This is a genomic window from Blastococcus sp. Marseille-P5729, from assembly GCF_900292035.1.
Classification (GTDB): Bacteria; Actinomycetota; Actinomycetes; order Mycobacteriales; family Antricoccaceae; genus Cumulibacter.
The window spans coordinates 254,665-278,333 of record NZ_OMPO01000003.1 but is presented as its reverse complement, the minus strand read 5'-3'; the positions used below and the strand labels follow the sequence as shown (position 1 = coordinate 278,333).

20 protein-coding genes are annotated in these 23,669 nt (G+C 68.5%); 15 read left to right on the top strand and 5 right to left on the bottom strand.

The window, feature by feature from the left end; genetic code table 11:
* Nucleotides 1-45: 45 nt before the first annotated feature.
* Nucleotides 46-489: a hypothetical protein gene (locus DAA40_RS14215; RefSeq protein ID WP_106850391.1), complete on the bottom strand. Its 444-nt coding sequence runs from the start codon at nucleotides 487-489 to the stop codon at nucleotides 46-48.
* A gap of 264 nt (nucleotides 490-753) precedes the next feature.
* On the opposite strand from DAA40_RS14215, the gene DAA40_RS14210 reads away from it, so the two are divergent.
* Nucleotides 754-2,586, top strand: a complete 1,833-nt coding sequence (locus DAA40_RS14210; RefSeq protein ID WP_106850390.1) for a phosphoenolpyruvate carboxykinase (GTP) — start codon at nucleotides 754-756, stop codon at nucleotides 2,584-2,586.
* Nucleotides 2,587-2,689: 103 nt separating this feature from the next.
* Here DAA40_RS14210 and DAA40_RS14205 read toward each other — a convergent pair whose 3' ends face one another.
* Nucleotides 2,690-3,604, bottom strand: a complete 915-nt coding sequence (locus tag DAA40_RS14205) for a proteasome assembly chaperone family protein (protein ID WP_106850389.1) — start codon at nucleotides 3,602-3,604, stop codon at nucleotides 2,690-2,692.
* Nucleotides 3,605-3,731: 127 nt separating this feature from the next.
* Between DAA40_RS14205 and DAA40_RS14200 the strand changes: the two genes are divergently transcribed.
* The 3 genes from DAA40_RS14200 to DAA40_RS14190 are packed head-to-tail and all read left to right on the top strand — an operon-like array spanning nucleotide 3,732 to nucleotide 5,475.
* Complete coding sequence (locus DAA40_RS14200) at nucleotides 3,732-4,064, top strand: PadR family transcriptional regulator (protein ID WP_106850388.1); 333 nt, start codon at nucleotides 3,732-3,734, stop codon at nucleotides 4,062-4,064.
* Entirely contained in the window at nucleotides 4,061-4,885 is an 825-nt protein-coding gene (locus DAA40_RS14195) for an ATP-binding cassette domain-containing protein (RefSeq protein WP_106850387.1), read from the top strand. Before DAA40_RS14200 ends, DAA40_RS14195 begins: the two co-directional genes overlap by 4 nt.
* Entirely contained in the window at nucleotides 4,882-5,475 is a 594-nt protein-coding gene (locus tag DAA40_RS14190) for a hypothetical protein (protein ID WP_106850386.1), read from the top strand. The genes DAA40_RS14195 and DAA40_RS14190 overlap by 4 nt, the downstream gene beginning before the upstream one ends.
* 82 nt (nucleotides 5,476-5,557) lie before the next feature.
* Here DAA40_RS14190 and DAA40_RS14185 read toward each other — a convergent pair whose 3' ends face one another.
* Entirely contained in the window at nucleotides 5,558-6,463 is a 906-nt protein-coding gene (locus DAA40_RS14185; RefSeq protein ID WP_106850385.1) for a hypothetical protein, read from the bottom strand.
* Between the two features lie 158 nt (nucleotides 6,464-6,621).
* Here DAA40_RS14185 and DAA40_RS14180 point away from each other — a divergent pair, with 158 nt between their 5' ends.
* Both DAA40_RS14180 and DAA40_RS14175 read left to right on the top strand, forming a co-directional pair.
* Nucleotides 6,622-7,866, top strand: a complete 1,245-nt coding sequence (locus DAA40_RS14180; protein WP_106850384.1) for an MFS transporter — start codon at nucleotides 6,622-6,624, stop codon at nucleotides 7,864-7,866.
* Nucleotides 7,867-7,886: 20 nt separating this feature from the next.
* Nucleotides 7,887-8,192 (top strand): thiamine-binding protein, encoded by a 306-nt coding sequence (locus tag DAA40_RS14175; protein ID WP_106850383.1) that lies wholly within the window; start codon nucleotides 7,887-7,889, stop codon nucleotides 8,190-8,192.
* Here the strand turns inward: DAA40_RS14175 and DAA40_RS14170 are convergent.
* Nucleotides 8,169-9,386 carry an MFS transporter gene (locus DAA40_RS14170; protein ID WP_106850382.1) on the bottom strand — a complete coding sequence of 406 codons (1,218 nt, stop codon included), beginning with the start codon at nucleotides 9,384-9,386 and terminating at the stop codon, nucleotides 8,169-8,171. The genes DAA40_RS14175 and DAA40_RS14170 overlap by 24 nt on opposite strands.
* A 267-nt stretch (nucleotides 9,387-9,653) precedes the next feature.
* Here DAA40_RS14170 and DAA40_RS14165 point away from each other — a divergent pair, with 267 nt between their 5' ends.
* Complete coding sequence (locus tag DAA40_RS14165) at nucleotides 9,654-10,625, top strand: asparaginase (RefSeq protein ID WP_106850381.1); 972 nt, start codon at nucleotides 9,654-9,656, stop codon at nucleotides 10,623-10,625.
* Nucleotides 10,626-10,664: 39 nt separating this feature from the next.
* On the opposite strand, the gene DAA40_RS14160 is transcribed toward DAA40_RS14165, so the two are convergent.
* Nucleotides 10,665-11,975, bottom strand: coding sequence for an acetyl-CoA hydrolase/transferase family protein (locus DAA40_RS14160; protein ID WP_158716456.1), 1,311 nt, complete (start codon nucleotides 11,973-11,975; stop codon nucleotides 10,665-10,667).
* A gap of 100 nt (nucleotides 11,976-12,075) precedes the next feature.
* Between DAA40_RS14160 and DAA40_RS14155 the strand changes: the two genes are divergently transcribed.
* The 8 genes from DAA40_RS14155 to DAA40_RS14120 all read left to right on the top strand — a co-directional run bounded on the left by DAA40_RS14155 (nucleotide 12,076) and on the right by DAA40_RS14120 (nucleotide 23,617).
* Nucleotides 12,076-14,382: a xanthine dehydrogenase family protein molybdopterin-binding subunit gene (locus DAA40_RS14155; RefSeq protein WP_106850379.1), complete on the top strand. Its 2,307-nt coding sequence runs from the start codon at nucleotides 12,076-12,078 to the stop codon at nucleotides 14,380-14,382.
* A 67-nt stretch (nucleotides 14,383-14,449) separates the two neighbouring features.
* Nucleotides 14,450-15,202, top strand: a complete 753-nt coding sequence (locus DAA40_RS14150; protein ID WP_158716455.1) for a siderophore-interacting protein — start codon at nucleotides 14,450-14,452, stop codon at nucleotides 15,200-15,202.
* Nucleotides 15,203-15,406: 204 nt separating this feature from the next.
* A complete protein-coding gene (locus tag DAA40_RS14145) occupies nucleotides 15,407-15,805 on the top strand; it encodes a DUF3224 domain-containing protein (RefSeq protein WP_106850377.1) in 399 nt (132 codons plus the stop codon).
* A gap of 31 nt (nucleotides 15,806-15,836) precedes the next feature.
* A complete protein-coding gene (gene mgtE, locus DAA40_RS14140; protein ID WP_106850376.1) occupies nucleotides 15,837-17,180 on the top strand; it encodes a magnesium transporter in 1,344 nt (447 codons plus the stop codon).
* Nucleotides 17,181-17,282: 102 nt separating this feature from the next.
* Nucleotides 17,283-18,923, top strand: a complete 1,641-nt coding sequence (gene pgm / locus DAA40_RS14135; protein ID WP_106850375.1) for a phosphoglucomutase (alpha-D-glucose-1,6-bisphosphate-dependent) — start codon at nucleotides 17,283-17,285, stop codon at nucleotides 18,921-18,923.
* 108 nt (nucleotides 18,924-19,031) lie between these two features.
* Nucleotides 19,032-21,251: an MMPL family transporter gene (locus DAA40_RS14130; RefSeq protein WP_106850374.1), complete on the top strand. Its 2,220-nt coding sequence runs from the start codon at nucleotides 19,032-19,034 to the stop codon at nucleotides 21,249-21,251.
* A gap of 216 nt (nucleotides 21,252-21,467) precedes the next feature.
* The gene (locus DAA40_RS14125) at nucleotides 21,468-22,439 is read left to right on the top strand and encodes a phosphotriesterase (protein WP_106850373.1); all 972 of its coding nucleotides are present in this window, start codon (nucleotides 21,468-21,470) and stop codon (nucleotides 22,437-22,439) included.
* Between the two features lie 35 nt (nucleotides 22,440-22,474).
* The gene (locus tag DAA40_RS14120) at nucleotides 22,475-23,617 is read left to right on the top strand and encodes an NDMA-dependent alcohol dehydrogenase (RefSeq protein WP_106850372.1); all 1,143 of its coding nucleotides are present in this window, start codon (nucleotides 22,475-22,477) and stop codon (nucleotides 23,615-23,617) included.
* The last annotated feature ends 52 nt before the right edge of the window (nucleotides 23,618-23,669 follow it).

Genomic DNA, 23,669 nt, shown 5'->3' with positions numbered 1-23,669 from the left:
ACGACGCAGGACGGAAGTGTCGGCAGGCCACGGTCGGCCGGTCCACTAGAAGTCGTCGACGGGGTTTCGCTTGGCGGAGTCCTCGAGCAGGTTGAAGCCCAGCCACCCCGCCGATGCCAGCAGCGCGGCGATCAGCAGCACCGAGCCGAGCGCGCTGTCGACGTACAGCGCCGTGAGCGCCAGCGGAAGGTTCAGCAGGGCCGCAAGCCAGGGCGCCGACAGGCTGCCCAGGTGCCCGATGACGGTCATCGCGATGGCGAGCAGCGCGACGAAGAACGGCACCCAGAACAGGTAGTAGGTGTTGACGATGAAGTGCGAGCGCGCGGAGATGGCCAGGAGCGCGAACACCACCGCGGACAGCGCCTGAGTAGCGCCGACCGTGTAGAGCGCGCGCTGGGTGGCGATTCCGTGCTGGTCGCTGCTGGGCAGCGCAGGCCAGTGCGGGTGGGGTACGCCAAGACGTCGGCTGAGCGGACGCATCGAAACCATGGGGTGACCTTCGAGCCGGGGAAGAGCAAGGATCGGTGCGTTGAGCCTACGACGGCTGTCCCAATAATCACAATCGTTTCACAAGCACCAATAGTCACAATCGCAACACGGCGGGGTCCTTCCGTAACCCGCGCATCACGGCGGCGTGCCTCGTGTTACCACGATGTGAGCACTTTCGCGGTCCTTGTGGATATCCATCACATGCCCCAGGGCATATGGTGGATAGACCAGGTGTCACTCAAGTAGATCGCAAGGAGCACCCCCGTGACTTCGACAGAGTTCCCCGCCCTCCAGGACGCCCCGACCAAGCACAAGGAACTCCTTGCCTGGGTCGCCGAGGTCGCCGAGATCACCCAGCCGAAGGACATCCGCTGGGTCGATGGCTCCGACGCGGAGTGGAAGCAGATGACCGACGAGCTCGTCGAGGCAGGCACCATCGTCCAGCTGAACGAAGAGAAGCGCCCAAACTCGTTCTGGGCGATGTCCGACCCGAGCGATGTTGCACGCGTCGAGGACCAGACCTTCATCTGCTCCGAGAAGGAGGAGGATGCCGGCCCGACCAACAACTGGATGGACCCGGCCAAGATGAAGGAGACCATGACCGGTCTCTACACCGGCTCGATGAAGGGCCGCACGATGTACGTCGTGCCCTTCTGCATGGGCCCGATCGACGCCGACGACCCGAAGTTCGGGGTCGAGGTCACCGACTCCGAGTACGTCGTCATCTCCATGCGCATCATGTGCCGCACCGGCCAGAACGTGCTGGATGCCATGGGCGAGGACAAGCCGTTCGTCAAGTGCCTGCACTCCGTCGGCGCGCCCCTTGAGGAGGGCGAGCAGGACGTCCCGTGGCCCTGCAACACCACCAAGTACATCAGCCACTTCCCGGAGACCCGCGAGATCTGGTCCTACGGCTCGGGGTACGGCGGAAACGCACTGCTGGGCAAGAAGTGCTACGCGCTGCGCATCGGCTCGGTCCTCGGCCGGGACGAAGGCTGGATGGCCGAGCACATGCTGATCCTCAAGCTGACCTCCCCCGAGGGCAAGGTGCACTACATCACCGGCGCCTTCCCGTCCGCCTGCGGCAAGACCAACCTGGCGATGCTCGAGCCGACCGTCGAGGGCTGGAAGGTCGAGACCCTGGGCGATGACATCGCCTGGCTGCGCTTCGGCAAGGACGGCCGCCTCTATGCGATCAACCCGGAGTTCGGGTTCTTCGGCGTCGCCCCCGGCACCTCGTACCAGACCAACCCCAACGCGATGCGCACAATGGACGCCGGCAACTCCCTGTTCACCAACGTGGCACGCACCGACGACGGTGACGTGTGGTGGGAGGGCATGACCGAGGAGAAGCCCGCACACCTGATCGACTGGCACGGCAACGACTGGACGCCGGAGTCCGACCAGCTCTCCTCGCACCCGAACAGCCGCTTCTGCACCCCGATCGAGCAGTGCCCCGTGCTCGCTGAGGAGTACAACAGCGAGCCCAACGGCGTGCCCATCTCGGCGATCATCTTCGGTGGACGCCGCAAGACCACGATCCCGCTGGTGACCGAGTCCCGCGACTGGCAGCACGGCGTGTTCATGGGCGCGACCACCTCGTCGGAGACCACCGCCGCCGCGACCGGCGCCGTGGGCGTCGTCCGCCGCGATCCGATGGCGATGCTGCCGTTCATCGGCTACAACGCCGGTGACTACATCAACCACTGGATCGAGATGGGCAAGAAGTCCGACGCGGAGAAGATGCCGCGGATCTTCTACGTCAACTGGTTCCGCCGCGACGACGACGGCTCGTTCCTGTGGCCGGGCTTCGGCGACAACAGCCGCGTGCTCAAGTGGATCATCGAGCGTCTTGAGGGCAAGGCTGACGCCGTCGACACCGCGATCGGCCTCGTGCCGGCCCAGGGCGCGCTCGACACCGAGGGCCTGAACATCAGCGACGAGCAGCTCGCCAAGGCGTCGGCGGTCAACGTCGACGAGTGGAAGCAGGAGCTCCCGCTGATCGAGGAGTGGTTCCAGACGCTCGGCGATCGCCTGCCGTCGTCGATGAACGATGAGCTGAACACGCTCAAGACCAATCTGGAGAACGCAGAATAGCCTCTGGCACCTGGTTAGCCAGAAAACATTGGCGCCAATGACCCCGTCACCCGGGGGCATTGGCGCCAATGTCCCTTTTCAGCCGATGTATCGCGGGACGCGACTACTGCTCGTCGTCCCCCAGCCCGCGGAGGAAGGCCTCTGCCTCGGCGCCGATCTCGTCCGCGGTGGGCAACTCGGCCTCGGCGGCGGCCGTCAGGCCGCGGCGCTGCACCTGGCCGTACTGCGCGTCGTACTGCTGCTCGAGCGCGGCGACGACCTGAGCGACATCCTCTCGGTCGGCCAGCTCGGAGCGCAGCGACTCGGCGGCCTTCGCCGCGCCCATCTCGAGCTCGGCCCGCTCCAGCCGCAGCCCGGTGCTGGCCGCGATGCGCTCCAGCGCCACGAGTGAGGCGCCGGGCTGGGCGAGCTGCGCGAGGTAGTGCGGCACGTGGACGGCGTACCCCACGACATTGCGTCCGGCCTCCCCGAACCGCAGCTCGAGCAGCGCCTCGATGCTTCCGGGCACGAGCAGCTTGCCGAAGGGGCTCGCCGACTCACCCACCAGCGCCGGGTTGGTGCCGTGCACCGTGACGCCGATCGGCCGGGTGTGCGGCACGCCCATGGGCACGCCGTGCGCCAGCACCGTCAGGTCGACGCCGAGGGCGACGACGATCTCGCGGACCGCGTCGACGACACGCTCCCACTGATAGTCCGGCTCGACGCCGGTCAGCATCAGGAACGGGGTGCCGTCGAGATCGAGGACGCGGTGCAGCTCGATCGTCGGGACGTCGTACGACGTGTAGCGGTCGGACTCGAAGCCCATCATCGGGCGGCGGCTGCGATAGTCGACCAGCTGGTCGGCATCGAAGGTGGCGATCAGCTGGTGCTCGTGATGGGCGAGGATGTGCGCGGCCAGCAGCGCCTGCGTGTGGCCGGCGTCGACGAACCCGCCGAGCGAGACGAGCATGACCGACGCGCGAGCGTCATCGGTCGTGATGCCCTCGCGATAGGCGTACAGATCGTTCGAGTTGTGCATATGTGGTTACCTCTTGCTGCGCTGAGTTCTTGTTGACCGTTCAACCGCTCGATGGCTGCCACTATTCCGAGTCGATGACCCACGGGTCAGTTGTCAGATAATCTGATTACCAGATAGCCTGACAACCATGAGCGAGTACACGCGACCTTGGCTGCACGGCCTGCTCGAGCTGTGCCTGCTCGGCCTGCTGGCGCAGCACCGCGACTACGGCCTGGGCCTGACCAGCCGACTGGAAGAGGCGGGCCTGGGCGTCATCCCCGGCGGAACCCTGTATCCGGCTCTCCTCCGGCTCGAGACAACCGGGCTGGTAGCCACCAGCCGAGAGGCGTCGACCTCGGGACCGCCGCGCAAGTACTTCGAGCTCACCGACGCCGGCCGTACGGCGCTCGAGGCTCGGCGGGCCGAGTGGAGCACGTTCAGTGGCCGCATCGACTCTCTGCTCGCCGGGAGCCACACATGACCGGGGGGTGGCCGATGACGCTGCAACGTGCCTTGGTGGAGCGAGGCGTCCGGCCGCAGCGGGCCGCCGAGCTCGCCCAAGATGCGGTGGCTGAGGCAGCCGAGCACCGCACTGCGCCGGACGAGCTGTTCGGGCCGGCTACGGCGTACGCCGACGAGGTCGCGCGGGCGCTGCGGACGTCCGCCGCGCCTCCGCTGGACCGGCCGGATGTGGCACCGGTCGCGCTCCGGCTCCAGGAGGTGACCAAGCGCTACCGCCGACGGACGGTGCTTCGTGGGGTGAGCCTGGAGCTGCACGCGGGCGAGGCGATGGCCGTCGTGGGTTCCAACGGGTCGGGCAAGTCCACCCTGTTGCAGATCTGCGCCGGTATCAGTCGCGCGAGCTCGGGCACCGTCGAGCGGACACCGAACGTAGGCCTGGCCCCGCAGTCCGGTGGCACCGCCGAGCACCTCACCGCGGATGAGCACTTCGCGCTGTTCGGTGCCGCTGCACCTGGTCGGCGTAGCCGCAGCATCTCGACCGGCCAGCAGCTGTGTGCGGCACTGGGCTGGCGGCCGCGGCGCGGGCAACCGGCCGGCCAGCTCAGCGGCGGTACCCGGCAGAAGCTCAACGTCGTACTGGGCGAGCTGAACCGCCCAGATCTCCTGCTGCTCGACGAGCCCTACCAGGGCTTCGACCAGGGCAGCTATCTGGACCTGTGGGAGCAGATCGACCGGTGGCGCGAGACCGGCACCGCGGTCCTGCTGGTCACGCACCTGCTCAGCGAGCTGCATCGCGTCGACCGAGTCATCGAGCTCGAACCAGCCTCGGAGGAATCGTGAACCAGGTCCGGGCCGTCACTCGCGCGGCGCTGCGCGAGCTCACCCATCGGCGCGCCGCCCTCGTCGTCGTAGCACTGCTGCCGCTAGCCTTCTACCTCGCACGCCATGAGCTGCCAGGACAATCGGTTCGGATGCTCGTGCTCGGTCTCGGGTGGGCGGTGGCCACGTTGGCCCTGTTCGGCACGGTCGGCTCACTCGGGCTGGATCGCCGGCTGCGCATCGCCGGCTACCCCATGCGCGCCCTGGTGATCGGGCGGCTCGTCGCGATGATTCTCGCCGGGCTCGGGCTGTCGGCCGGATACCTATTGCTCGTGACCGTCGACCAGGACCTGCAACGCACCTGGGCGGTCGGGTTGATGATGCTGTGCGCGATCACTGTCGCAGCCCCACTCGGTATGGCCGTCGGACTCCTGCTGAAACGCGAGCTGGAGGGCGCACTCGGGCTGCTGACCGTGCTGGCGACACAGATGATCGCCGACCCCGACGGGACGCTCGCGAAGTTCCTGCCCTTCTGGTCAGTCCGTCAGCTCGCGACGTACGCGATCGAGGAGACCGGCACCAGCTACGTGACCAGCGGGCTGGTCACGTAGCTGAGCGTCACGCTGCTGCTGGCGCTGTCGTTCGCGCTGTCGTTCGCGCGGCTGCGGATCTACCCGCCGAACCGTGTCCTGGTCAGCCGCTAGGGGATCCGCTGCCGGAGGACCCGCCTCCAGCGGGCCCTCCGCTGGAGGACGCCGAGCAGGAGGTCTGCTCAAGGCCTTCGCTGGCGCTCCCGGCGTACGCGGTGAACTGCACACCCTGCAGCTCCGCGCCGGCCGTACAGGCCTCCTCGATCGACGGGTACGGACCCATCGCGAGCACCACGTCGTCGCGCGTATCGGTGTCGGCGATGCAGCCGGGCGGGATCGTCGACAGCTGGCTGCCGGGGAACTGCGACTCGACAGCTCCTGGGTCGGCCAGCATCTGCTCAGCACTGAGACCGGTCTCGATCGTGATGTAGCTGTTGCCCATGCACAGCAGCTGCGGAAGCGAGTTCACGTCGACCGGCGTCGACGCGGCGGACGTCGAGGCGGCGGCACTGGTGGAGGACGCGGCACTCTGCTCCTGATCGTCGTCGTCCCCGGTGGCCAGGCTGATCACGAGCCAGGCGATCAGCGCGATGATGATCGTGCTGGCCAGCCAGATCATCCACGCCGGCAGCCGGAAGGACGACCCTTCTGCGGCGTGGCGGCGGCGTGCGGGCGTGCTCGCGGGCGCCCCGGAGGCAGTGCGGGCATCGGAGGCCTCGAGACGCTCAGCGCCCTCGGCCGAGGACGTCGGCCGGGTGGCCGGCTCGATGGTCGCGTCGGTCTTGGCCAGCAGCGGATCGTCCGCGTCGACCGCGCCGCCGAATCCGGCGTCGCTGCTCTCCGGAGCGTCCACCGGGGCCGGGTCGAGCGCGGCCGATTCCTCAGCGGCCGGAGGCCGGCTCTGCTCCGGCTCGTCGTCCGGCGCAGCATGCCGCCCGCCCTGTCGCGGGGTGCTCGGTGCCGACGGCGCCTCGGGATCGATCTCGCCTGGATCGCGTGGTGCAGTCATCGGTGCTGGCCTCCCGGAACGCCGCTGAATTGGCTTCGCCTCAAAGTACCGCGAGATCCCCGCCCGACCCCGAGGCCAACCCCGCCCGGGGCTCGAGGCCGACGCCCGCCTGGGCCCCCGTCGGCGCGCATCCGCTAGCGTGGTCGTGTGGTGATCGCGTGCTAGGGCCTTATCGCGAGGTTCTGCGCACCCCGCACACCCCTTCGATGGAGCTGTTCGGCTTCGTCGGTCGCCTGCCACTGTCGATGATCGGCCTCGGGTCGGTGCTGCTCATCGTCGGCGCCTATCCCGACGGCTCCTACGGCCTGGGCGGTACGGTCGCCGCCGTGGGCGCAGTCGCTACCGCCATCCTCGGGCCGATCCTCGGCCGGCTGGCCGACCGGTACGGCCAGCGCAAGGTGCTGATCCCCGTCGTGATCATGTTCGCCGCCGGCGCAGCGATGTTCATCATCGCCGTCCGCAGCCACGCCGCGCCGTGGGTGCTGTATGTCGCGGGAGCGATCGCCGGAGGGTTCATCCCTCCCGTCGGCTCGATGCTGCGTGCCCGGTGGGCCTACCTCCTGGAGGGCTCCAGCCGGCTGCCCACCGCCCTGGCGATGGAGTCAGTGATCGAGGAGCTGTGCTTCATCCTCGGCCCGGTGCTCGTGACCGTCCTCTCGACCGCCGGCCACGCGACTCTCGGGATGATCGTCGCTGCGGGCTTCGCGGTCGTCGGCAGCCTGATGCTCGCCACCCAGGCGCGCACCGAGCCGCCGCCCGGTCACGGCGGTGAGGTCCCTCGCGGCGCGCGATCCCCGATCCGCATCCCCGGTCTGATGATCCTCTGCGTGGTGGGCATGGCGATGGGCGTCATCCTCGGCACCTTCGAGCTGGTGCTTACCGCGTTCTCCGAGCAGCAAGGACGGCCGGCGATGGCGGGCGTGCTCATCGCAGCCCTTGCGGTCGGCTCCATGCTCTCGGGCATCGTGTGGGGCACCATCGACTGGATCGCCCCGCTGAACCGGCGGCTGGCGCTGCTGCTGTCGGCGCTCACGATCGCCACCCTCCCGGCGCTGGTCATCACGAACGTCTGGGTGATGGCGGTGATCGTCGCGGTACTGGGCATCGCGGTCTCGCCGACGCTCATCACGACCTTCACGATCTGCGAGAACATCGTGCCTCGCGAGCAGGCCAACGAGGGCTTCACCTGGATCGGCACCATGATCGCGCTCGGCGTCGCCGTCGGCACGTCCTTGTCGGGCATCACCACCGACAGGTACACGGCGAACCTCGCCTTCGGGGTCGCCACGGTCGCGGCGCTGCTAGCCGCGGCGGTCGTGTGGCTCGGACGCCGTCAGCTGCAGGCTCGTGGCCGACATCTCACCGCCGACTCGTCGTACGGTTACCCGGAGCTGAACGTCTAACGCATCTGAGGAGTCCCTGGATGATCGTCGCATTCTCACTGTCCCCCGTGTCCACCAGTGACGACGGGTCGGTCACCGAGGCCGTCGCCGAGGCCGTGCGGGTAGTCCGCGAGAGCGGGCTCCCGTGCGAGACCAATGCCATGTTCACCAATATCGAGGGGGAATGGGACGAGGTGATGGCGGTCGTCAAGCAGGCCGTCGACGTGGTCGCGGCGTCCTCCCCACGGGTGGGCCTGGTGCTCAAGGCAGACATCCGCCCGGGCCACACGGGCCAGCTGACGGCGAAGGTCGAGCGGGTCGAGTCAGCCCTCCGCGACCGCGGCTGACTCCGCGCGCTGCACCACCCGGCGTCCGGGGCCCAGCAGCACCAGTCCCAGGATGAACGCCACGATCGCGTGGATCATCACCGTCGAGCCCTCCTCCAGCGTCTGCTTGCCCCAGATCAGCGAGAAGATCGTCGGGACCATGAACCCGAAGTAGACGACGACGTAGAACATCGACACGAGCGCCCCGCGGCGGTCCGGAGGAGCGACCAGGTCGGCCACCATGAGCCCACCGGTCATTGCGAGTCCGCCGGAGAAGCCGATCAGCAAGGACGCCGGGATCAGCCACGGCCACCCGTCCGGCTGTACCGCGAAATAGCCGCACAGGCAGCCGATGGCGCACAGGAATCCGGACAGCCAGCCACAGGCCTTGGGTCCCCACCGTCGCGCGTAGATCGCGGCGTACGCCGCCGTGCCCTGCACGAAGAACATCGACAAACCGGCGAGCGCGTAGATCATGCCCACCCCGGTCTCGGCGATCTGCAGCGGGAAGATGGTCAGCGCGAGCATCGCCGGCGTGTAGGTCAGCAGCGCGATCGGCAGCAGGTACGCGAAGAACCCGGCAACCGACTCCCTCGGGACGCCGACCCGGATCTTGCCGTACCGGCGCTCGGTCACCGTCTCGGGCACCGAGCGCAGCAGAATCAGGGCGATGGCCAGCAGCACCGCCGGCACCAGCATGGGCAGGATCTTCGGCCAGGGTGCCCACTGCACCAATATGCCGGTGGTCAGCGGACCGCTGGCGAAGCCGAAGGCCATCACGCCGCTGGCGATCATCGCGGCCCGCTTCGCGTGCGTCGGGCCGGCCAGCTCCCGCAGCCAGACCGCGCCGACGGTGAAGCAGGCGCCGGCAGTGAGGCCCTGCAGCAACCGGGCGACGATCAGCGCGGCCTCGCCGAAGGCAGCCGCGCTCTCCAGTGCCAGCACCGCGCACAGCACCAGGACGACGGAGGGATAGACCACCGCCTTGCGGCCGATACGATCCGAGTGCGCCCCGCCCAGCAGCAGCGCCGGCACGAGCCCCAGCGCGTAGATGGCGAAGAACGCGGTGAGAATCGTGCCGGACAGTTTCAAGTCGTGCGTGTAGTACAGCAGCAGCGGGGACACCGCTTGGGACGACATGGCCACGGCGAAGAGCGAGAACGCGAGCTTGACGATGGCGCTCCTCAGGCGCGGCTCTTCGGTGACCGATGTCATACGCCGAGGCTAGTGGATCCACCCGTCACCGCGCGGAGGCGACCTGACATAGTCGAATGACCGATTATTCTGCGGCCATTCCCCGATCCAGGCGAATATCTGCAGGTAGCGGCGTAAATCACGGCGTGGGAATGCTGGTCACGGCCACCCAAGGTTCCCTATTCTGATCAGGCATTCGAATGCAGCCTCTCGGGCGCTACACCCCGGACCCCCGCCGCTGGTGTCTCGTCGCCCGAGAGGCGTTCGAATCTCTGCCACAGTTGAACGATGCAGCCACCACGCGTCCACGTCATCTCGCTCGGCGGCACGATCGCCTCCACGTCCGACACAGGTTCCGGCTCTCCAGTCACACCGGCCATCACCGGCGCCCGACTGGTCGCCGCCGTACCGCAGCTGGGCGAGATTGCCGAGATCAGCACCGCGCAGCTGGCCCAGGTGGGCTCCTCCAGCCTCACCGTCGACATCGTCGTCGAGGTCGCGCGGGCCGGCATGGCAGCACTCGCGGACGGCGCCCGCGGCGTCGTGGTCACCCAGGGCACCGACACGTTGGAGGAGACCGCGTACCTGCTGTCGGTGCTCAACCGCGCTGAGCGACCGTTCGTCGTCACCGGGGCGATGCGCAACCCGACGCTGCCGGGCGCCGACGGCCCGGCGAATCTCCATGCCGCGGTCCTGGCCGCGGCGGACGACGACTGCGGCGGGGTCCGTGCGCTGGTGGCCTTCAACGACCAGCTGCACGACCCGCTGTGGGTGCACAAGGCGCACGTCACCAGCACTGCGACCTTCACCTCGGGGCCGCAGGCCGGACCGCTGGGCTGGGTGCTGGAGGGACACCTCCGGCTCGACTACCGGCCGCAGACCAGCCCGTTGCTGCCGCTCCCGAGTGGCCCGGTGCCGCCGGTGGCGCTGGTGCCGGCGACGCTCGGTGAGGACCTGCGGCTACTGGAGTCGCTGCCCGATCTCGGGTACGCGGGAGCGGTGATCGACGGGGTCGGTGGCGGCCACGTGCACGAGGATGCCGTCGACCGGATCGCGGACCTGACGGCGCGGATGCCGGTCGTCCTGGCATCACGCACCGGCTCGGGACACATGCTTAGCAGCACCTACGGGTACCCAGGCAGCGAGACGGATCTGCTCAAGCGCGGGCTGCTGAGCGCGGGCCCGCTCTCCGGCCGGAAGGCACGCCTGCTGCTGGCCGTGCTGCTGGCCAACGAAGCGGTCGGCGACTGGCCGTACTGAGCCGTGCTGCGACGTCTGGGCCTCGCCGGAGGGCGGCGGCTATGCGGGGGCCTGTCGCGACGACTCGCGGACGGCGCGCTCGAGCCCCTCGCGATGGTCGGGGTGCGCGATCGCGATCAGCCGTGCCGGGCGCTCGGGCAGCGGGACGCCACGCAGGTCGGCTACGCCGTACTCGGTGACGAACAGATCGGCATCGGCGCGCGGCGTGGTGACAACGCCGTCGACCAGCCGCGGGACGATCCGGGAGACCGCGCCCCTGGCCGCCGCGGATGGGAAGGCGATGACCGACCGGCCGCGCTCGGAGGACATCGCCGCCCGCACGAACTCCAGCTGCCCGCCGATCCCGCCGACATACGAGCCGTTCATCATCTCGGCGTTGACCTGCCCGCTCAGGTCGACCTCGATCGCCGAGTTGATCGCCCAGAAGTCATCGAAGGTGCTCAGCGCGCGCGGCCCGTGGGTGTGATCCAGCGAGCGGACGGCGAGCGCCGGGTTGTCCTCGGCCCACTGCGCCAGCCGGTCGGAGCCGAAGACCAGCCCGGTGACCGATACGCCGGTGTCGATCGGCTTGTGCGCATTGGTGATCACGCCGGCTTCGATCATGTCGAGCACCGCGTCGGTCATCATGCCCGAGTGCAGCCCCAGACCGCTCTTGTCCCGCAGCGCGGGAGCCATCGCCTCCGGCACCGCGCCGATCCCGAGCTGGATCGTGGCGCGGTCGGGAACGCGTTCTGCGATCAGCTCAGCGATGGTCTCGGCGTCCGCGCTCTGCTTGGCCGGCGGCCACTGCATCAGCGGCTCGTCGCTGCGGACGATGACGTCCAGATCGCTCCAGGCGAGCTGGGTGTCGCCTCGGGTGAACGGCACGCGGGGGTTGATCTCGCCGATGACGACCCGGGCGCCCCGGATCGCCTCCTGCAGCATGTCGCCGACCAGGCCCGTTGAGCAGATGCCCCCGCGCGGCTCGCTCAGCTGGACCAGGACGACGTCGAAGCGCAGCCTGCCCTGACGGATCAGGCCGGTCACGCTCCCGAGCCGGATCGGCAGGACGTCGACCGCGCCGGCCCTGGTCAGCCGGGCAGTCTCGCCCAGGCCACCGAGGCCGAAGAAACGGAGATAATCGGTCTGCTCGGCAGTGAAGGTGTCGCCGCGCGTCACGCCGAGGAAGGCGTTCAGCCGGTCGCCGCGCCCGACGATCTGCGTGCGCTGCTGCACCAGCGCACGGGTCAGCGTGACCGGCTCGGCGGTCCCCTGCCCCCACACCAGCGTGTCGCCGGCGCGCACGTACTGGGTCAGATCGAGTAAACCGGCGCCCACCTCGATCGGCTCACCGGTGCGGTCTCGCAGCATCTCGTGCCTCCTGGGTCGGGCTTCGTGGCGTCGAGCGTATCGAGTCGTTAGTACCGGCAAGTTTGTTGAAGGCGGTCGGGAAATGGGAAAGGATGACGGCGTGAGCATCCTCGGTACGCGCGTGCTGCGCACGGAAGACCCTCGTCTGCTAACCGGGCGGTCGACGTACACCGCGGACCTCACGGACGAGCGGCTGACCGGGGCCGCCCATGCCTGTTTCGTCCGCTCCACGATCGCGCACGGCGAGATCCGGGGTATCGACACGACCGCGGCCCGCGCGATGCCGGGGGTGGTCGCGGTGTACACCGCCAAAGAGCTCCCGATGCTCCCGATCCCGCCGACAATGCGGCCTTTCGAGCGCAACATGAACCGCTTCCCGCTGGCGACCGATCGGGTGCGGTTCGTCGGCGAGCCGGTCGCAGTCGTGCTCGCCGCGACTGCGGCTGAGGCGATGGACGCCGCCGACCTGGTCGACGTCGAGATCGACTGGCTGGAGCCGATCGTCGACGTCCGGGCGTCCCGGGACGGCACCGACTATCTGTACCCCGAGGCCGGCACCAATGTCACCGTGGCGCACGGCTTCGAGACCGAGCGCGACCCGGGGATGTTCGACGGCTGCGAGGTCGTGATCGAGCAGGAGCTGGTCAACCAGCGGCTGGCCGTCGTCCCGCTCGAGGGCCACGCCGGCGCCTGCGTGTGGGACGCCGAGGGCCGGCTGACCGCCTGGACCTCCAACCAGGGCGCGCAAGCGGCGCAGACCGAGCTGGCGATGATGCTGGGCGTCGACAAGCAGCAGGTGCGGATCATCACGCCGGACGTCGGCGGCGCGTTCGGCGCGAAGTTCCGCTGCGAGCCCGAGCACGCGGTCATCGCATCGGCGGCCCGGCTGCTCGACCGGCCGGTGGTGTGGGTCGAGGAACGCAACGAGAACCTGCTCGGCATGGTGCACGGGCGGGCCCAGGTGCAGACGGTCAGGATCGGTGGGACCCGCGAGGGGAAGATCCTCGCCTACGCGCTCGACATCCTCCAGGACGCCGGCGCCTACCCGCGGATGGGCGCCATGCTGCCGATGCAGACCCGAAGGATGGCCCCGGGCTGCTACGACATCCCGGCGGTCAGCGCCCGCGCGGAGTCAGTGGTCACCAACACCTCCCCGGTGGGCGCCTATCGGGGCGCCGGCCGCCCCGAGGCGGCGGCCGCGATCGAGCGGGCGGTCGACATGTTCGCCGCCGAGATCGGCATCGATCCTGCGAAGGTGCGCCGGCTGAACTTCATCCGGCCTGAGCAGTTCCCGTTCGAGACGAAGGCCGGCGCAACCTACGACTCCGGCGACTACGAGGCGGCCCTGGAGAAGGTGCTGGACCTCGCATCCTACGAGCGGCTGCGCGCCGAGCAGCAGCAGCGGCGAGAGGCCGGGAGCGTCGTCCAGCTCGGCATCGGGCTGGCCACCTACGTCGAGATCACGATGGGCGGGGACCGCGAGAACGCGACGGTCGAGCTGCACCCGGACGGCTCGGTGACCGTGCTGACCGGTTCCTCACCGCACGGCCAGGGGCACGCGACCTCGTTCGCGATGATCGTCTGCGACCAGCTCGGGGTGCCGGTCGAGCGGATCACCGTCGTCCACGGTGACACCGACCTGATCCCGGTCGGGGGTGGCACCGGTGGCTCGCGGTCGCTGCAGCTGGGCGGGAGCGCCGTACGCGCGGCCACCCTGGAGCTCATCGAGCAGATCAAGAAGCGCGCCGCTGAGCTGTTCGAGGCCGACCCGGCCGATATCGACCTCGACACCACGCGGCAGATCGTCTCGGTGCGCGGCGCGGGATCCAGCGCGTCTGTCGCGGTGTCCGCGCTGGCCGAGGAGGAGGCCTTGTCGGCGTACTCCGTCTGGAACGGCGTGGGCCCCACCTTTCCGTTCGGCGCCCAGCTCGCCGTCGTCGAGGTCGACACCGAGACCGGTGAGACGCGGTTGCGCGACATCTTCTCCTGCGACGACGCCGGCCGGATCCTGAACCCGATGATCTTCGACGGGCAGCGGCACGGCGGCATCGCGCAGGGCGTCTCGCAGGCGCTGTACGAGCAGTTCGTGTACGACGAGGACGGCAACCCCCTCACCGCGACGCTGATGGACTACGTGTTGCCCGCGGCCGCCGACCTCCCCGCCTTCACGCTCACGACGCAGGAGACCGAGACGCCGTACAACCCCCTCGGGGCCAAGGGCATCGGCGAGGCAGGGACCATCGGCGCCACCCCCGCGGTGCAGAACGCCGTCGTCGACGCGCTCGCCCCGTTCGGCGTCCGGCACGTCGACATGCCGTTGACGCCCGAGCGCGTCTGGCGGGCGATCCACGAGGCGCCCACGCGGCGCAGATCGCTCTCGGTCCTGGACGAGTACACCGTCGACTGACCACCTGCGGTGGGTTATGCCTCGCTCGAGCGAGGCATAACCCACCGCAGGTGGGAGAATGCCGCGCATGGACCGCACCACCACGACCTACTTCGCCGACGTCGTCGGCAACGATCTGCTCACCCCGCACCTGCGCCGCATCGTCCTGAACGCGCCCAGCTGGTCGAGCTCCGGCATCGCCGACGAATGGGTGCGGCTGTTCTTCCCCACTGCAGCAGGTGAACCGGCCGTGCTGCCGGTCAGCCAAGGGAAGGGCTGGTCGTTTCCGGACGACGTTCCGCGCGAGGGTCGGTGGTACTCGATCCGGTCCATCGACGGCGATCGATTGACGATCGACATCGTCGTCCACGAGTCGGGGGTCGCGGCGCAGTGGGCCGAATCCGTCGAGCCCGGCGCACGGATCGCGATCACTGGGCCGGACGGCCGGTACGGCGCCGACGAGCCGACCGACTGGGAGCTCATCGCCGCCGACATGACCGGATTGCCCGCCGCGCTGCGGATCCTCGCCGAGCTGCCCGCCGGACGCCGCGCCGTCGCCGTGCTCGAGGTCCAGACCCCCGACGACGAGCAACCGGTCGTCAGCGACGGCGAGGTCAGTGTCACGTGGGTGCACAACCCCAACCACGGTCACGCTCCCAGCCTGCTGCCGGAGGCCGTACGTGCCGCCGCGTGGCTCGACGGCAGGCCGTACGTCTGGATGAGCGCGGAGGCTGCCGCCACCCGCGAGATCCGCTCGTTCGTGCGCCGCGAGAAGAAGGTGCCCAACGGATGCGCCGACGTCGTCGGCTACTGGAGCATCAAGCGCAATACCGCCCGCTGACCCGGCCGGGGGGTCCAGCCGCGACCTCTACGACCTGCGCGAGATCGACCGCGAGCGCAGCTGGATCGTCGTCGTGCGGCCGGACCAGTACGTCGCGACCATCCTGCCCCTCGACGCCCACCACGAGCTGGCCGACTTCATCAGCCCGATCATGATGTCGTGATAGTTCAAGACCCCGCCCCCACGGGGATCTAGGCTTGAGGCATGAACGAGCTCCAGCATCAGGCCCGCGCCCGATTCGAGATCCAGATGAGCCCTTCGGACGGGGTCGTCGGCGGCACTGACCGGTTCGACTTCACGAAGAAGTGGACCGGCGCGATGGCCGGCTCGGGTGAGGGCGTCATGCTCTCGGCGGGCGACCCAGGCAGCGGAACCGCCGGCTACGTGGCGATCGAGCGGTTCGACGGCTCGCTCGACGGGCGGTACGGTGAGTTCGCGCTCCAGCAGTTCGGCACGATGACCGGCGGGCACCAGCAGCTCCGGTACGAGATCGTCCCCGGGTCAGGCATCGGCGAGTTGCACGGCATCACCGGCGTGGTGCACCTCGAGGTCGACGCGTCCGGAAACCACGAGGTCCTGCTGCGCTACGCGCTGCCGCACTAGCCGCTCGCGGTACTGGTGCGAAAGTCGCTCGATGATGACCGAAATCTGGGACGAGGCTGAGCTGCAGCGGGTGCTCAGTGACCACGATCTGCTGCGCGCCGGGAAGATCGTCGCTACGGCATCCGCACAGCAGATCGACGACTTCCTCGATCGGACGCCGTCCGCCAAGCAAGCGATCGTCTTCCGGCTGCTGTCGAAGGATCGGGCGCTCGAGGTGTTCGAGATGATGGGCTCCGGCGCCCAGGCCCAGCTGGTGAGCCGGCTGCAGGACGACGAGGTCGCCGCTGTCTTCACCGACATGGACCCCGACGACCGAGTCGGACTGCTCGATGAGCTGCCAGCCAAGGTGAGCACGCGCCTCATGCAGGGGCTCAGCCCCGCCGAACGACGCCTGACCGCGGTGGTGCTTGGCTATCCCGAGGGATCGGTCGGCCGTCGAATGAGCCCCGAGGTGGTGCCGATCCGGGGCGACAGCACAGTCGAGGACGCGCTCGCGCGGATCCAGGCGCGGGCTGACGCGGCCGAGACGATCTACACGCTGCCGGTCGTCGATGACCACCGTCGCGTCACCGGCGTAGTGGGACTGCGCCGCCTAATGACCGCCGAGCCCGGCACGCACGTCGCCGAGCTCTCCCGCGTGGCCGAGCGAGCGTATGCGACCGAGCCGGTCGAGGACGCTGCCCGCCGGTGCGCTGCTGCCAAGCGACTCGCGCTCCCGGTCGTCGACTCCGAGGGTCTCCTGGTGGGGGTGTTCACCGTCGACGACGCGTTGAGCGTCCTCGAGGCGGCGGACTCCGAGGATCAGGCTCGCCAAGGCGGTTCGGAACCGCTGCGCCGTCCGTACCTGGCGACCACCGTGGGGTCCATCGTCCGCAAGCGGGTGGTGTGGCTGCTCGTGCTTGCCGTCGGCGCCGCGCTCACCGTCCAGGTGCTCGAGGTCTTCGAAGCCACGCTCAGCGAGATGGTGGTGCTCTCGGTGTTCGTCCCCCTGCTGATCGGCACCGGTGGGAACCCCGGCAACCAAGCCGCTACCACGGTCACCCGAGCGCTCGCGCTCGGCGAGGTCAGGCCGTCCGACGTCCTGCGGATCATGGGGCGCGAGCTCGCGGTGGGCACCTGCCTCGGCCTGATCCTCGGCGGTCTCGCCTTCGGGGTGGTCTCGCTGGCGTACGGGATCGATCTGGGCGGCGTGATCGGCCTGACCATGCTGCTGATCTGCATGCTGGCGGCGACCGCAGGCGGCGTGATCCCGCTGGTCGCCCGGCTGCTGCGCGCCGACCCGGCCGTGTTCTCCAACCCCTTCATCAGCACGCTGCTGGATGCCAGCGGCCTGATCATCTACTTCCTGATCGCCCGGGCGCTGCTCGGGCTGTAGGCACCTGCCTGCACCGCCCGGATCCCCACGAGCACCCCGACTTGCACCGGCGAAAGACGCTTGGGAAGGATGAGAAGGAGTCCACTTCGGGAGGTTGAGGGCATGGCCAACGATCCGCGCGCCGGCAAGAAGGCCGCAAAGAAGGATCTCGTCGACATCGACGAGCTCATCAGCGCCTACTACGAGCGGCAACCGGACATCAGCGAGCCGGGCCAGAAGGTCTCCTTCGGCACCAGCGGACACCGCGGATCGTCCCTGAAGACTTCCTTCAACGACGCCCACATCGCCGCCACCGCGCAGGCCATCTGCGAATACCGACAGAAGGAAGGCATCACCGGCCCGTTGTTCATGGGCAAGGACACCCACGCGTTGTCCGGCCCCGCCAAGCAGACCGCGCTTGAGGTGTTCGCCGCGAACAACGTCAAGGTGCTGGTCGACTCGCGCGGCGGCTACACGCCCACCCCGGCCGTCTCGCACGCGATCCTCACCTACAACTCGTCGGGTCGCACCGACCGCGCGGACGGCGTCGTCGTCACGCCGTCGCACAATCCGCCGAGCGACGGTGGATTCAAGTACAACCCGCCGGACGGCGGGCCCGCTGGCTCGGAGATCACCAGCCGCATCCAGGACCGCGCCAACGAGCTCATCGCGACCGGCCTCGGCGGCGTCAAGCGCGTGCCGATCGACGCGGCCCGCTCGGCGTCCACCACCGGCGTGTACGACTACCTCGGCAAGTACGTCGACGACCTCGGCTCGGTCATCAACATGACGGTGATCAAGGACGCCGGCGTACGCATCGGCGCCGACCCGATGGGCGGTGCCTCGGTGGCCTACTGGAGCGAGATCGCCTCGCACTACGGACTCGACCTCACCGTCGTCAACGACACGGTCGATCCGCAGTGGGGCTTCATGAGCCTCGACTGGGACGGCAAGATCCGGATGGACTGCTCCTCGCCGTACGCGATGGCCTCGCTGGTCAGCAGGCGCAAGAAGTTCGACATCTCGACCGGCAATGACGCGGACGCCGACCGGCACGGCATCGTCACGCCGGACGCCGGGCTGATGAATCCGAACCACTATCTCGCGGTGGCGATCAAGTACCTGTTCGAGAACCGCCCGGACTGGCCGCGCACGGCAGCGGTCGGCAAGACCCTCGTCTCGTCGTCCATGATCGATCGCGTCGCCGAGGCCCTCGGTCGGCGGCTGGTGGAGGTGCCGGTCGGCTTCAAGTGGTTCGTGCCCGGGCTGCTCGACGGCTCCATCGGCTTCGGTGGTGAGGAGTCGGCGGGTGCCTCATTCCTGCGCCGGGGCGGCAAGGCGTGGACGACCGACAAGGACGGGATCATCCTGTGCCTGCTCGCCTCGGAGATCAAGGCGGTGACCGGCAAGTCGCCGTCCGAGCTGTACACCGAGCTGACCGAGCAGTACGGCGCTCCGGCGTACGCCCGCATCGATGCTGCCGCGTCACCGGAGCAGAAGGCGAAGCTGAGCAAGCTCAACCCCGGCGCGGTGGCGGCCACCGAGCTCGCGGGCGAGCCGATCATCGCCAAGCTGACCGATGCGCCGGGCAACAAGGCGCCGATCGGTGGGCTGAAGGTCGCTACCGAGCACAACTGGTTCGCGGCCCGGCCTTCGGGGACCGAGGACGTGTACAAGATCTACGCGGAGTCCTTCAAGGGTGAGCCCACCCTGAAGAAAGTGCAGGCGGAGGCGAAGAAGGTCGTCGACGACGCCATCGGCTGACCCTCAACCCCGCCGTCCCCACAAAATGGCGGTCGGCAGATGCGGGGGAGCTGCCGTCAACCTTTAGGCTGATTCGCCGATTCGCGCATCTCGACGACAATCGAGATCATGCCTGCCAACCGCGTCGAGTCGCGCGTCGACCACGAGTCCACCTCCAAGCCTCGACGCTTCGGACCGGCGATGCTGATCGCGCTGGTGATCGCCGCCTGGATGGCCATCGCAGGGACTGGCGGCCCGATCATCGGCAAGCTGTCGCAAGTCTCGAAGAACGACGCTTCCACATTTCTTCCCGAATCGGCCGAGTCGGTGCAGGCGAACGAGAAGCTGCGGGAGCTCGACGATTCCGGCGCGCTGCCTGCGCTGATCACCCTGCAGGGCGGCGGCGTCTTCGAGAAGGCCTTCGGCGGCGGGACGGCGGGCGGGCCGCCGACGGAACAGTCACCCGGCGGCCCACCGACCGACGGCTCGCCTGGCGGACCCCCCGGTGCGGCGTACGCCGACGGCATCATCAGCCAGATCACCGTCGACGGCACTCCCCTGGCCGACCTGCTCGCAGCCAACCAGCCCGCCCTCGCCATTCCCGCGAACGACGCCAGCGGCGTGCTGCTCGTGGTTCCGCTGGATGCGACGAAGATGGCCGAGGTGACGGCCGATGACGATCGGTTCATCGCGCTCACCGTCGATGCACTACGCGATCAGCTGCCCGAGGCCAGCGGTGCCGAGACGATCTACGTGACTGGCCCGGCCGGCTATTCAGCCGACCTCGGCGCTGCCTTCGGCGGGATCGACGGGATCCTGCTGGTGGTCACCCTGAGCGTCGTGCTGCTGATCCTGCTGATCGTCTATCGCTCGCTGGTGCTGCCGTTCATGGTGCTGCTGTCCTCGGTGTCCGGCCTGGCGCTTGCCGGCCTGCTCGTCTACTGGTTGGCCAAGGAGGACATCATCGTCCTCAACGGTCAGTCCCAAGGCATCCTGTCGATCCTGGTGATCGGCGCAGCCACCGACTACAGCCTGCTGCTGGTCTCTCGCTATCGCGAGGAGCTCGAGAGACACGACCGGCCGCTGGATGCCATGAAGGTCGCCTGGCGCGCGTGCGTCGAGCCGATCCTCGCCTCTGCCGGCACTGTCATCGCCGGTCTGCTGTGCCTGCTGCTGTCCGACCTGAACTCCAACAGCGGCCTCGGGCCGGTCGGCTCGATCGGCATTGCGGCCTCCGTCACCGTCTCATTGACCTTGCTGCCCGCGCTGCTGCTGCTCGGCCGGTGGGTGTTCTGGCCGCGGATCCCCAAGGAGGGCGAGCACCGTACCGAGGCGCACGGCATCTGGCGACGCATCGCCGCATTCGTCGAGCGTCGTCCCCGCCAGGTCTGGATGGTCGTAGCGGCCGTACTCATCGCCTTCTGCTTCGCGATTCCATCGTTCAAGGCCGACGGGACGACGGACGCCGAGATCTTCTTGACCCAGGTCGACGCGGTCGACGGGCAGCAGGTGCTCGACGAGAGCTTCGATGCGGGCGCCGCTGACCCGCTTCGGGTCGTCATCGACGCCCAGCAGGCCGAGCAGCTGGTCACCGACCTGCAGGCGACGGACGGCGTCTCCTCCGCCTCCGTCAGCGAGGGCCAGACCTCCGACGGGATGACCGAGGTCGTGGTGGTCCCCGAGGACCCCGATGAGTCGCAGCAACTCGTCGAGCCGGTCCGCGACGTCGCCCACGCGCTTGATGATGACTCGCTCGTCGGCGGTGAGCCGGCCGTCAAGTACGACACCAAGGAGACCTCGCAACGCGACCTAGTGGTCATCATCCCGATCGTGCTGGTCGTCGTCCTGGCCATTCTGATGATGCTGCTGCGCGCCGTCGTGGCGCCGCTGATGCTCATCGTCGCCACGGTGATCTCGTTCGGAACGGCGCTGGGTGTGTCGGCGCTGGTGTTCAACCACCTGTTCGACTTCCCTGGCGCCGATCCCTCGGTCCCACTGATCGGCTTCATCTTCCTGGTCGCGCTCGGCGTGGACTACTCGATCTTCCTGATGACCAGGGCGCGGGAAGAGGTCGCCAAGCTCGGCCCGAAGGACGGCGTGACGCGGGCGCTGACGGTCACCGGCGGCGTCATCACCAGCGCCGGCGTGGTGCTGGCCGCCACCTTCGCGACGCTCGGCGTGGTGCCATTGCTGTTCCTGGTGCAGCTGGCGTTCATCGTGGCCTTCGGCGTCCTGCTTGACACTCTCATCGTCCGGACCCTGCTGGTGCCCGCAATGGCGATCGACGCCGGCCGCTGGACCTGGTGGCCGTCGCGCCTGTACCGCGCGCCGAGGCCGGCAGGACAGTGACGGTCGGCGAACCCCTCAGCTGGTAATCCGGGGGCTGGTCATTCCAGCAGCCGCCACCCCGATGTACGCGCTGATCGTGGCTCGTTGGTGCCATGGCCGAGCGATCATCCCGACGCAGGTGAGGTCTGCGTGACGGACCACCCATTCGGTCTTCCGAATGTGTTGGCGGTCACCTAAGGTGACAGTTGATTCTGATGTCATCTAGCCGGGAGCACCATGCCGAAGCAGATCTCCACCGTCCGAGGAATGGTCGACGTCGACTCCCTCGGCACCACGCTGATGCACGAGCACGTCTTCATCGTCGACCCCGACATTCTCCGCAACTACGGCGGGCACTGGGAGGAGGACAAGCGGATCGCCGACGCGGTCGAGAAGCTCAAGGCGGCCAAGGCCGCAGGCATCGACACCATCGTCGACCCCACCGTCGTCGGTCTCGGCCGCTATCTGCCCTGGGTGCAGCGGGTCAACGAGCAGGTCGACATCAACATCATCCCGGCGACCGGCTTGTACTCCTTCGGTGAGATCCGGACCTTCTTCGAGTACCGCGGGCCCGGCGAGCTGATCGACATGCCCGAGCCGATGACCGAGCTGTTCGTGCGCGACATCAAGGAGGGCATCGCGGGGACCGGCGTCAAGGCCGCCTTCCTCAAGCACGTCATCGAGGCCACCGGCCTGACCCACGGCCAGACCCGCATCGCGACCGCGGTCTGTGAGGCGCACCAGGAGACCGGCGTCCCGATCACCGTGCACACCAACTCCGAGCACGAGATGGGCCGGGTGGCGATCGAGTTCTACGAGAAGCACAACGTCGACCTGACCAAGGTCGTTATCGGGCACGCCGGTGACTCCAACGACCTGGACTACCTGCGGTTCATCGCTGACAAGGGCTGCATCATCGGGCACGACCGGTTCGGCTTGGACATCTTCAACACCACCGACCAGCGCGTCGCCAGCATCGCCACCCTCTGCAAGGAGGGGTACGCCGACCGGATCGCGCTTGCCCACGACGTGTCCTGCTACATCGACTACTTCCCCGGCGACCAGCAGCAGGCCATCGGCCAGGTCGTGCCCAACTGGCATCTGCTGCACATCACCAACGACGTGCTGCCCGCGCTGCGCGAGCAGGGCGTCACCGACGACCAGATTCACCAGATGATGGTCGAGACCCCGAAGCGCTACTTCAGCTAGATCTGAATCTCACAAGGAAAGTAGGTATATCAACCATGAAGGTCAACGCTGCCGTACTCACCTCCGCCGAGTCGAACGAGTGGACCGTCCAGGAGATCGAGGTCGGCGACCCAGTGGCCGGCGAGGTACAGGTCAAGCTGACCGTCTCGGGCCTGTGTCACTCCGACGAGCACCTGCTCACCGGGGCAACGCCGATCCCGTTCTACCCCGTCCTGGGCGGGCATGAGGGTGCGGGCGTCGTCACCAAGGTCGGCGACGGCGTCACGAACCTGAAGGAGGGCGACCACGTCGTCCTCGCCTTCATCCCCGCGTGCGGCAAGTGCCGACCCTGCTCGAAGGGGCTGCAGAACCTGTGCGACCTCGGGGCCGGGCTGCTCACCGGTGAGGCCATCGCCGACGGCACCCACCGGTACAAGACGAACGACGGGCAGCCCATCATGCCCATGTGCCTGCTGGGCACCTTCTCGCCGTACGTCACCGTGCACGAGGCCTCGGTCATCAAGATCGAGGACGACGTCCCGCTCGACAAGGCCGCGCTGCTGGGCTGCGGCGTCTCGACCGGCTGGGGCTCGGCCACCGAGATCGGCGGCACCAAGGCCGGCGACACCGTCGTCGTCATGGGCTGCGGGGGTGTCGGCATGAACGCCGTCCAGGGCGCTGCCGCCGCGGGCGCCCGGTACGTCGTGGCCGTCGACCCGGTCGAGTCCAAGCGCGAGAAGGCGATGGAGCTCGGCGCGACCCACGCCTTCGCCTCGATGGAGGAGGCAATGCAGCCGGTCGCGGACATGACCTGGGGCACGATGGCCGACGTCACCATCGAGACAGTGGGCGACGTGCAGGGTGAGGACATCAAGGCGTGCGCCGATATGACCGGCAAGGGCGGCACGATCGTCGTCACCGGCATGGGCGACGCCGCCAAGAACGACGTCCAGCTGAACCTGTTCGAGCTCACCCTCCTGCAGAAGCGAGTGCAGGGCGCGATCTTCGGCGGGGCCAGCCCGCGCAAGCAGATCCCGCACCTGCTGAACATGTACCGCAGCGGCCAGCTCAAGCTCGACGAACTGATCACCAAGGAGTACAAGCTCTCGGAAATCAACCAGGGCTACCAGGACATGCGCGACGGCAAGAACGTCCGCGGCATCATCCGCTACACCGACGAGGACTACGCCGGCGTATAGACCCGATTTCGGAACGTAGTGCTCGCTGAGCGAGCACTACGTTCCGAAATCA

What these genes read in the sequence shown, in the direction of transcription:
- DAA40_RS14215 (WP_106850391.1), bottom strand. Translation starts at nt 489, where the DNA reads ATGGTTTCGATGCGTCCGCTCAGCCGACGTCTTGGCGTACCCCACCCG.
- DAA40_RS14205 (WP_106850389.1), bottom strand. Translation starts at nt 3,604, where the DNA reads ATGCACAACTCGAACGATCTGTACGCCTATCGCGAGGGCATCACGACC.
- DAA40_RS14200 (WP_106850388.1), top strand. Translation starts at nt 3,732, where the DNA reads ATGAGCGAGTACACGCGACCTTGGCTGCACGGCCTGCTCGAGCTGTGC.
- DAA40_RS14195 (WP_106850387.1), top strand. Translation starts at nt 4,061, where the DNA reads ATGACCGGGGGGTGGCCGATGACGCTGCAACGTGCCTTGGTGGAGCGA.
- DAA40_RS14185 (WP_106850385.1), bottom strand. Translation starts at nt 6,463, where the DNA reads ATGACTGCACCACGCGATCCAGGCGAGATCGATCCCGAGGCGCCGTCG.
- DAA40_RS14175 (WP_106850383.1), top strand. Translation starts at nt 7,887, where the DNA reads ATGATCGTCGCATTCTCACTGTCCCCCGTGTCCACCAGTGACGACGGG.
- DAA40_RS14170 (WP_106850382.1), bottom strand. Translation starts at nt 9,386, where the DNA reads ATGACATCGGTCACCGAAGAGCCGCGCCTGAGGAGCGCCATCGTCAAG.
- DAA40_RS14165 (WP_106850381.1), top strand. Translation starts at nt 9,654, where the DNA reads ATGCAGCCACCACGCGTCCACGTCATCTCGCTCGGCGGCACGATCGCC.
- DAA40_RS14160 (WP_158716456.1), bottom strand. Translation starts at nt 11,975, where the DNA reads ATGCTGCGAGACCGCACCGGTGAGCCGATCGAGGTGGGCGCCGGTTTA.
- DAA40_RS14150 (WP_158716455.1), top strand. Translation starts at nt 14,450, where the DNA reads ATGGACCGCACCACCACGACCTACTTCGCCGACGTCGTCGGCAACGAT.
- DAA40_RS14145 (WP_106850377.1), top strand. Translation starts at nt 15,407, where the DNA reads ATGAACGAGCTCCAGCATCAGGCCCGCGCCCGATTCGAGATCCAGATG.
- mgtE (WP_106850376.1), top strand. Translation starts at nt 15,837, where the DNA reads ATGATGACCGAAATCTGGGACGAGGCTGAGCTGCAGCGGGTGCTCAGT.
- pgm (WP_106850375.1), top strand. Translation starts at nt 17,283, where the DNA reads ATGGCCAACGATCCGCGCGCCGGCAAGAAGGCCGCAAAGAAGGATCTC.
- DAA40_RS14130 (WP_106850374.1), top strand. Translation starts at nt 19,032, where the DNA reads ATGCCTGCCAACCGCGTCGAGTCGCGCGTCGACCACGAGTCCACCTCC.
- DAA40_RS14125 (WP_106850373.1), top strand. Translation starts at nt 21,468, where the DNA reads ATGCCGAAGCAGATCTCCACCGTCCGAGGAATGGTCGACGTCGACTCC.
- DAA40_RS14120 (WP_106850372.1), top strand. Translation starts at nt 22,475, where the DNA reads ATGAAGGTCAACGCTGCCGTACTCACCTCCGCCGAGTCGAACGAGTGG.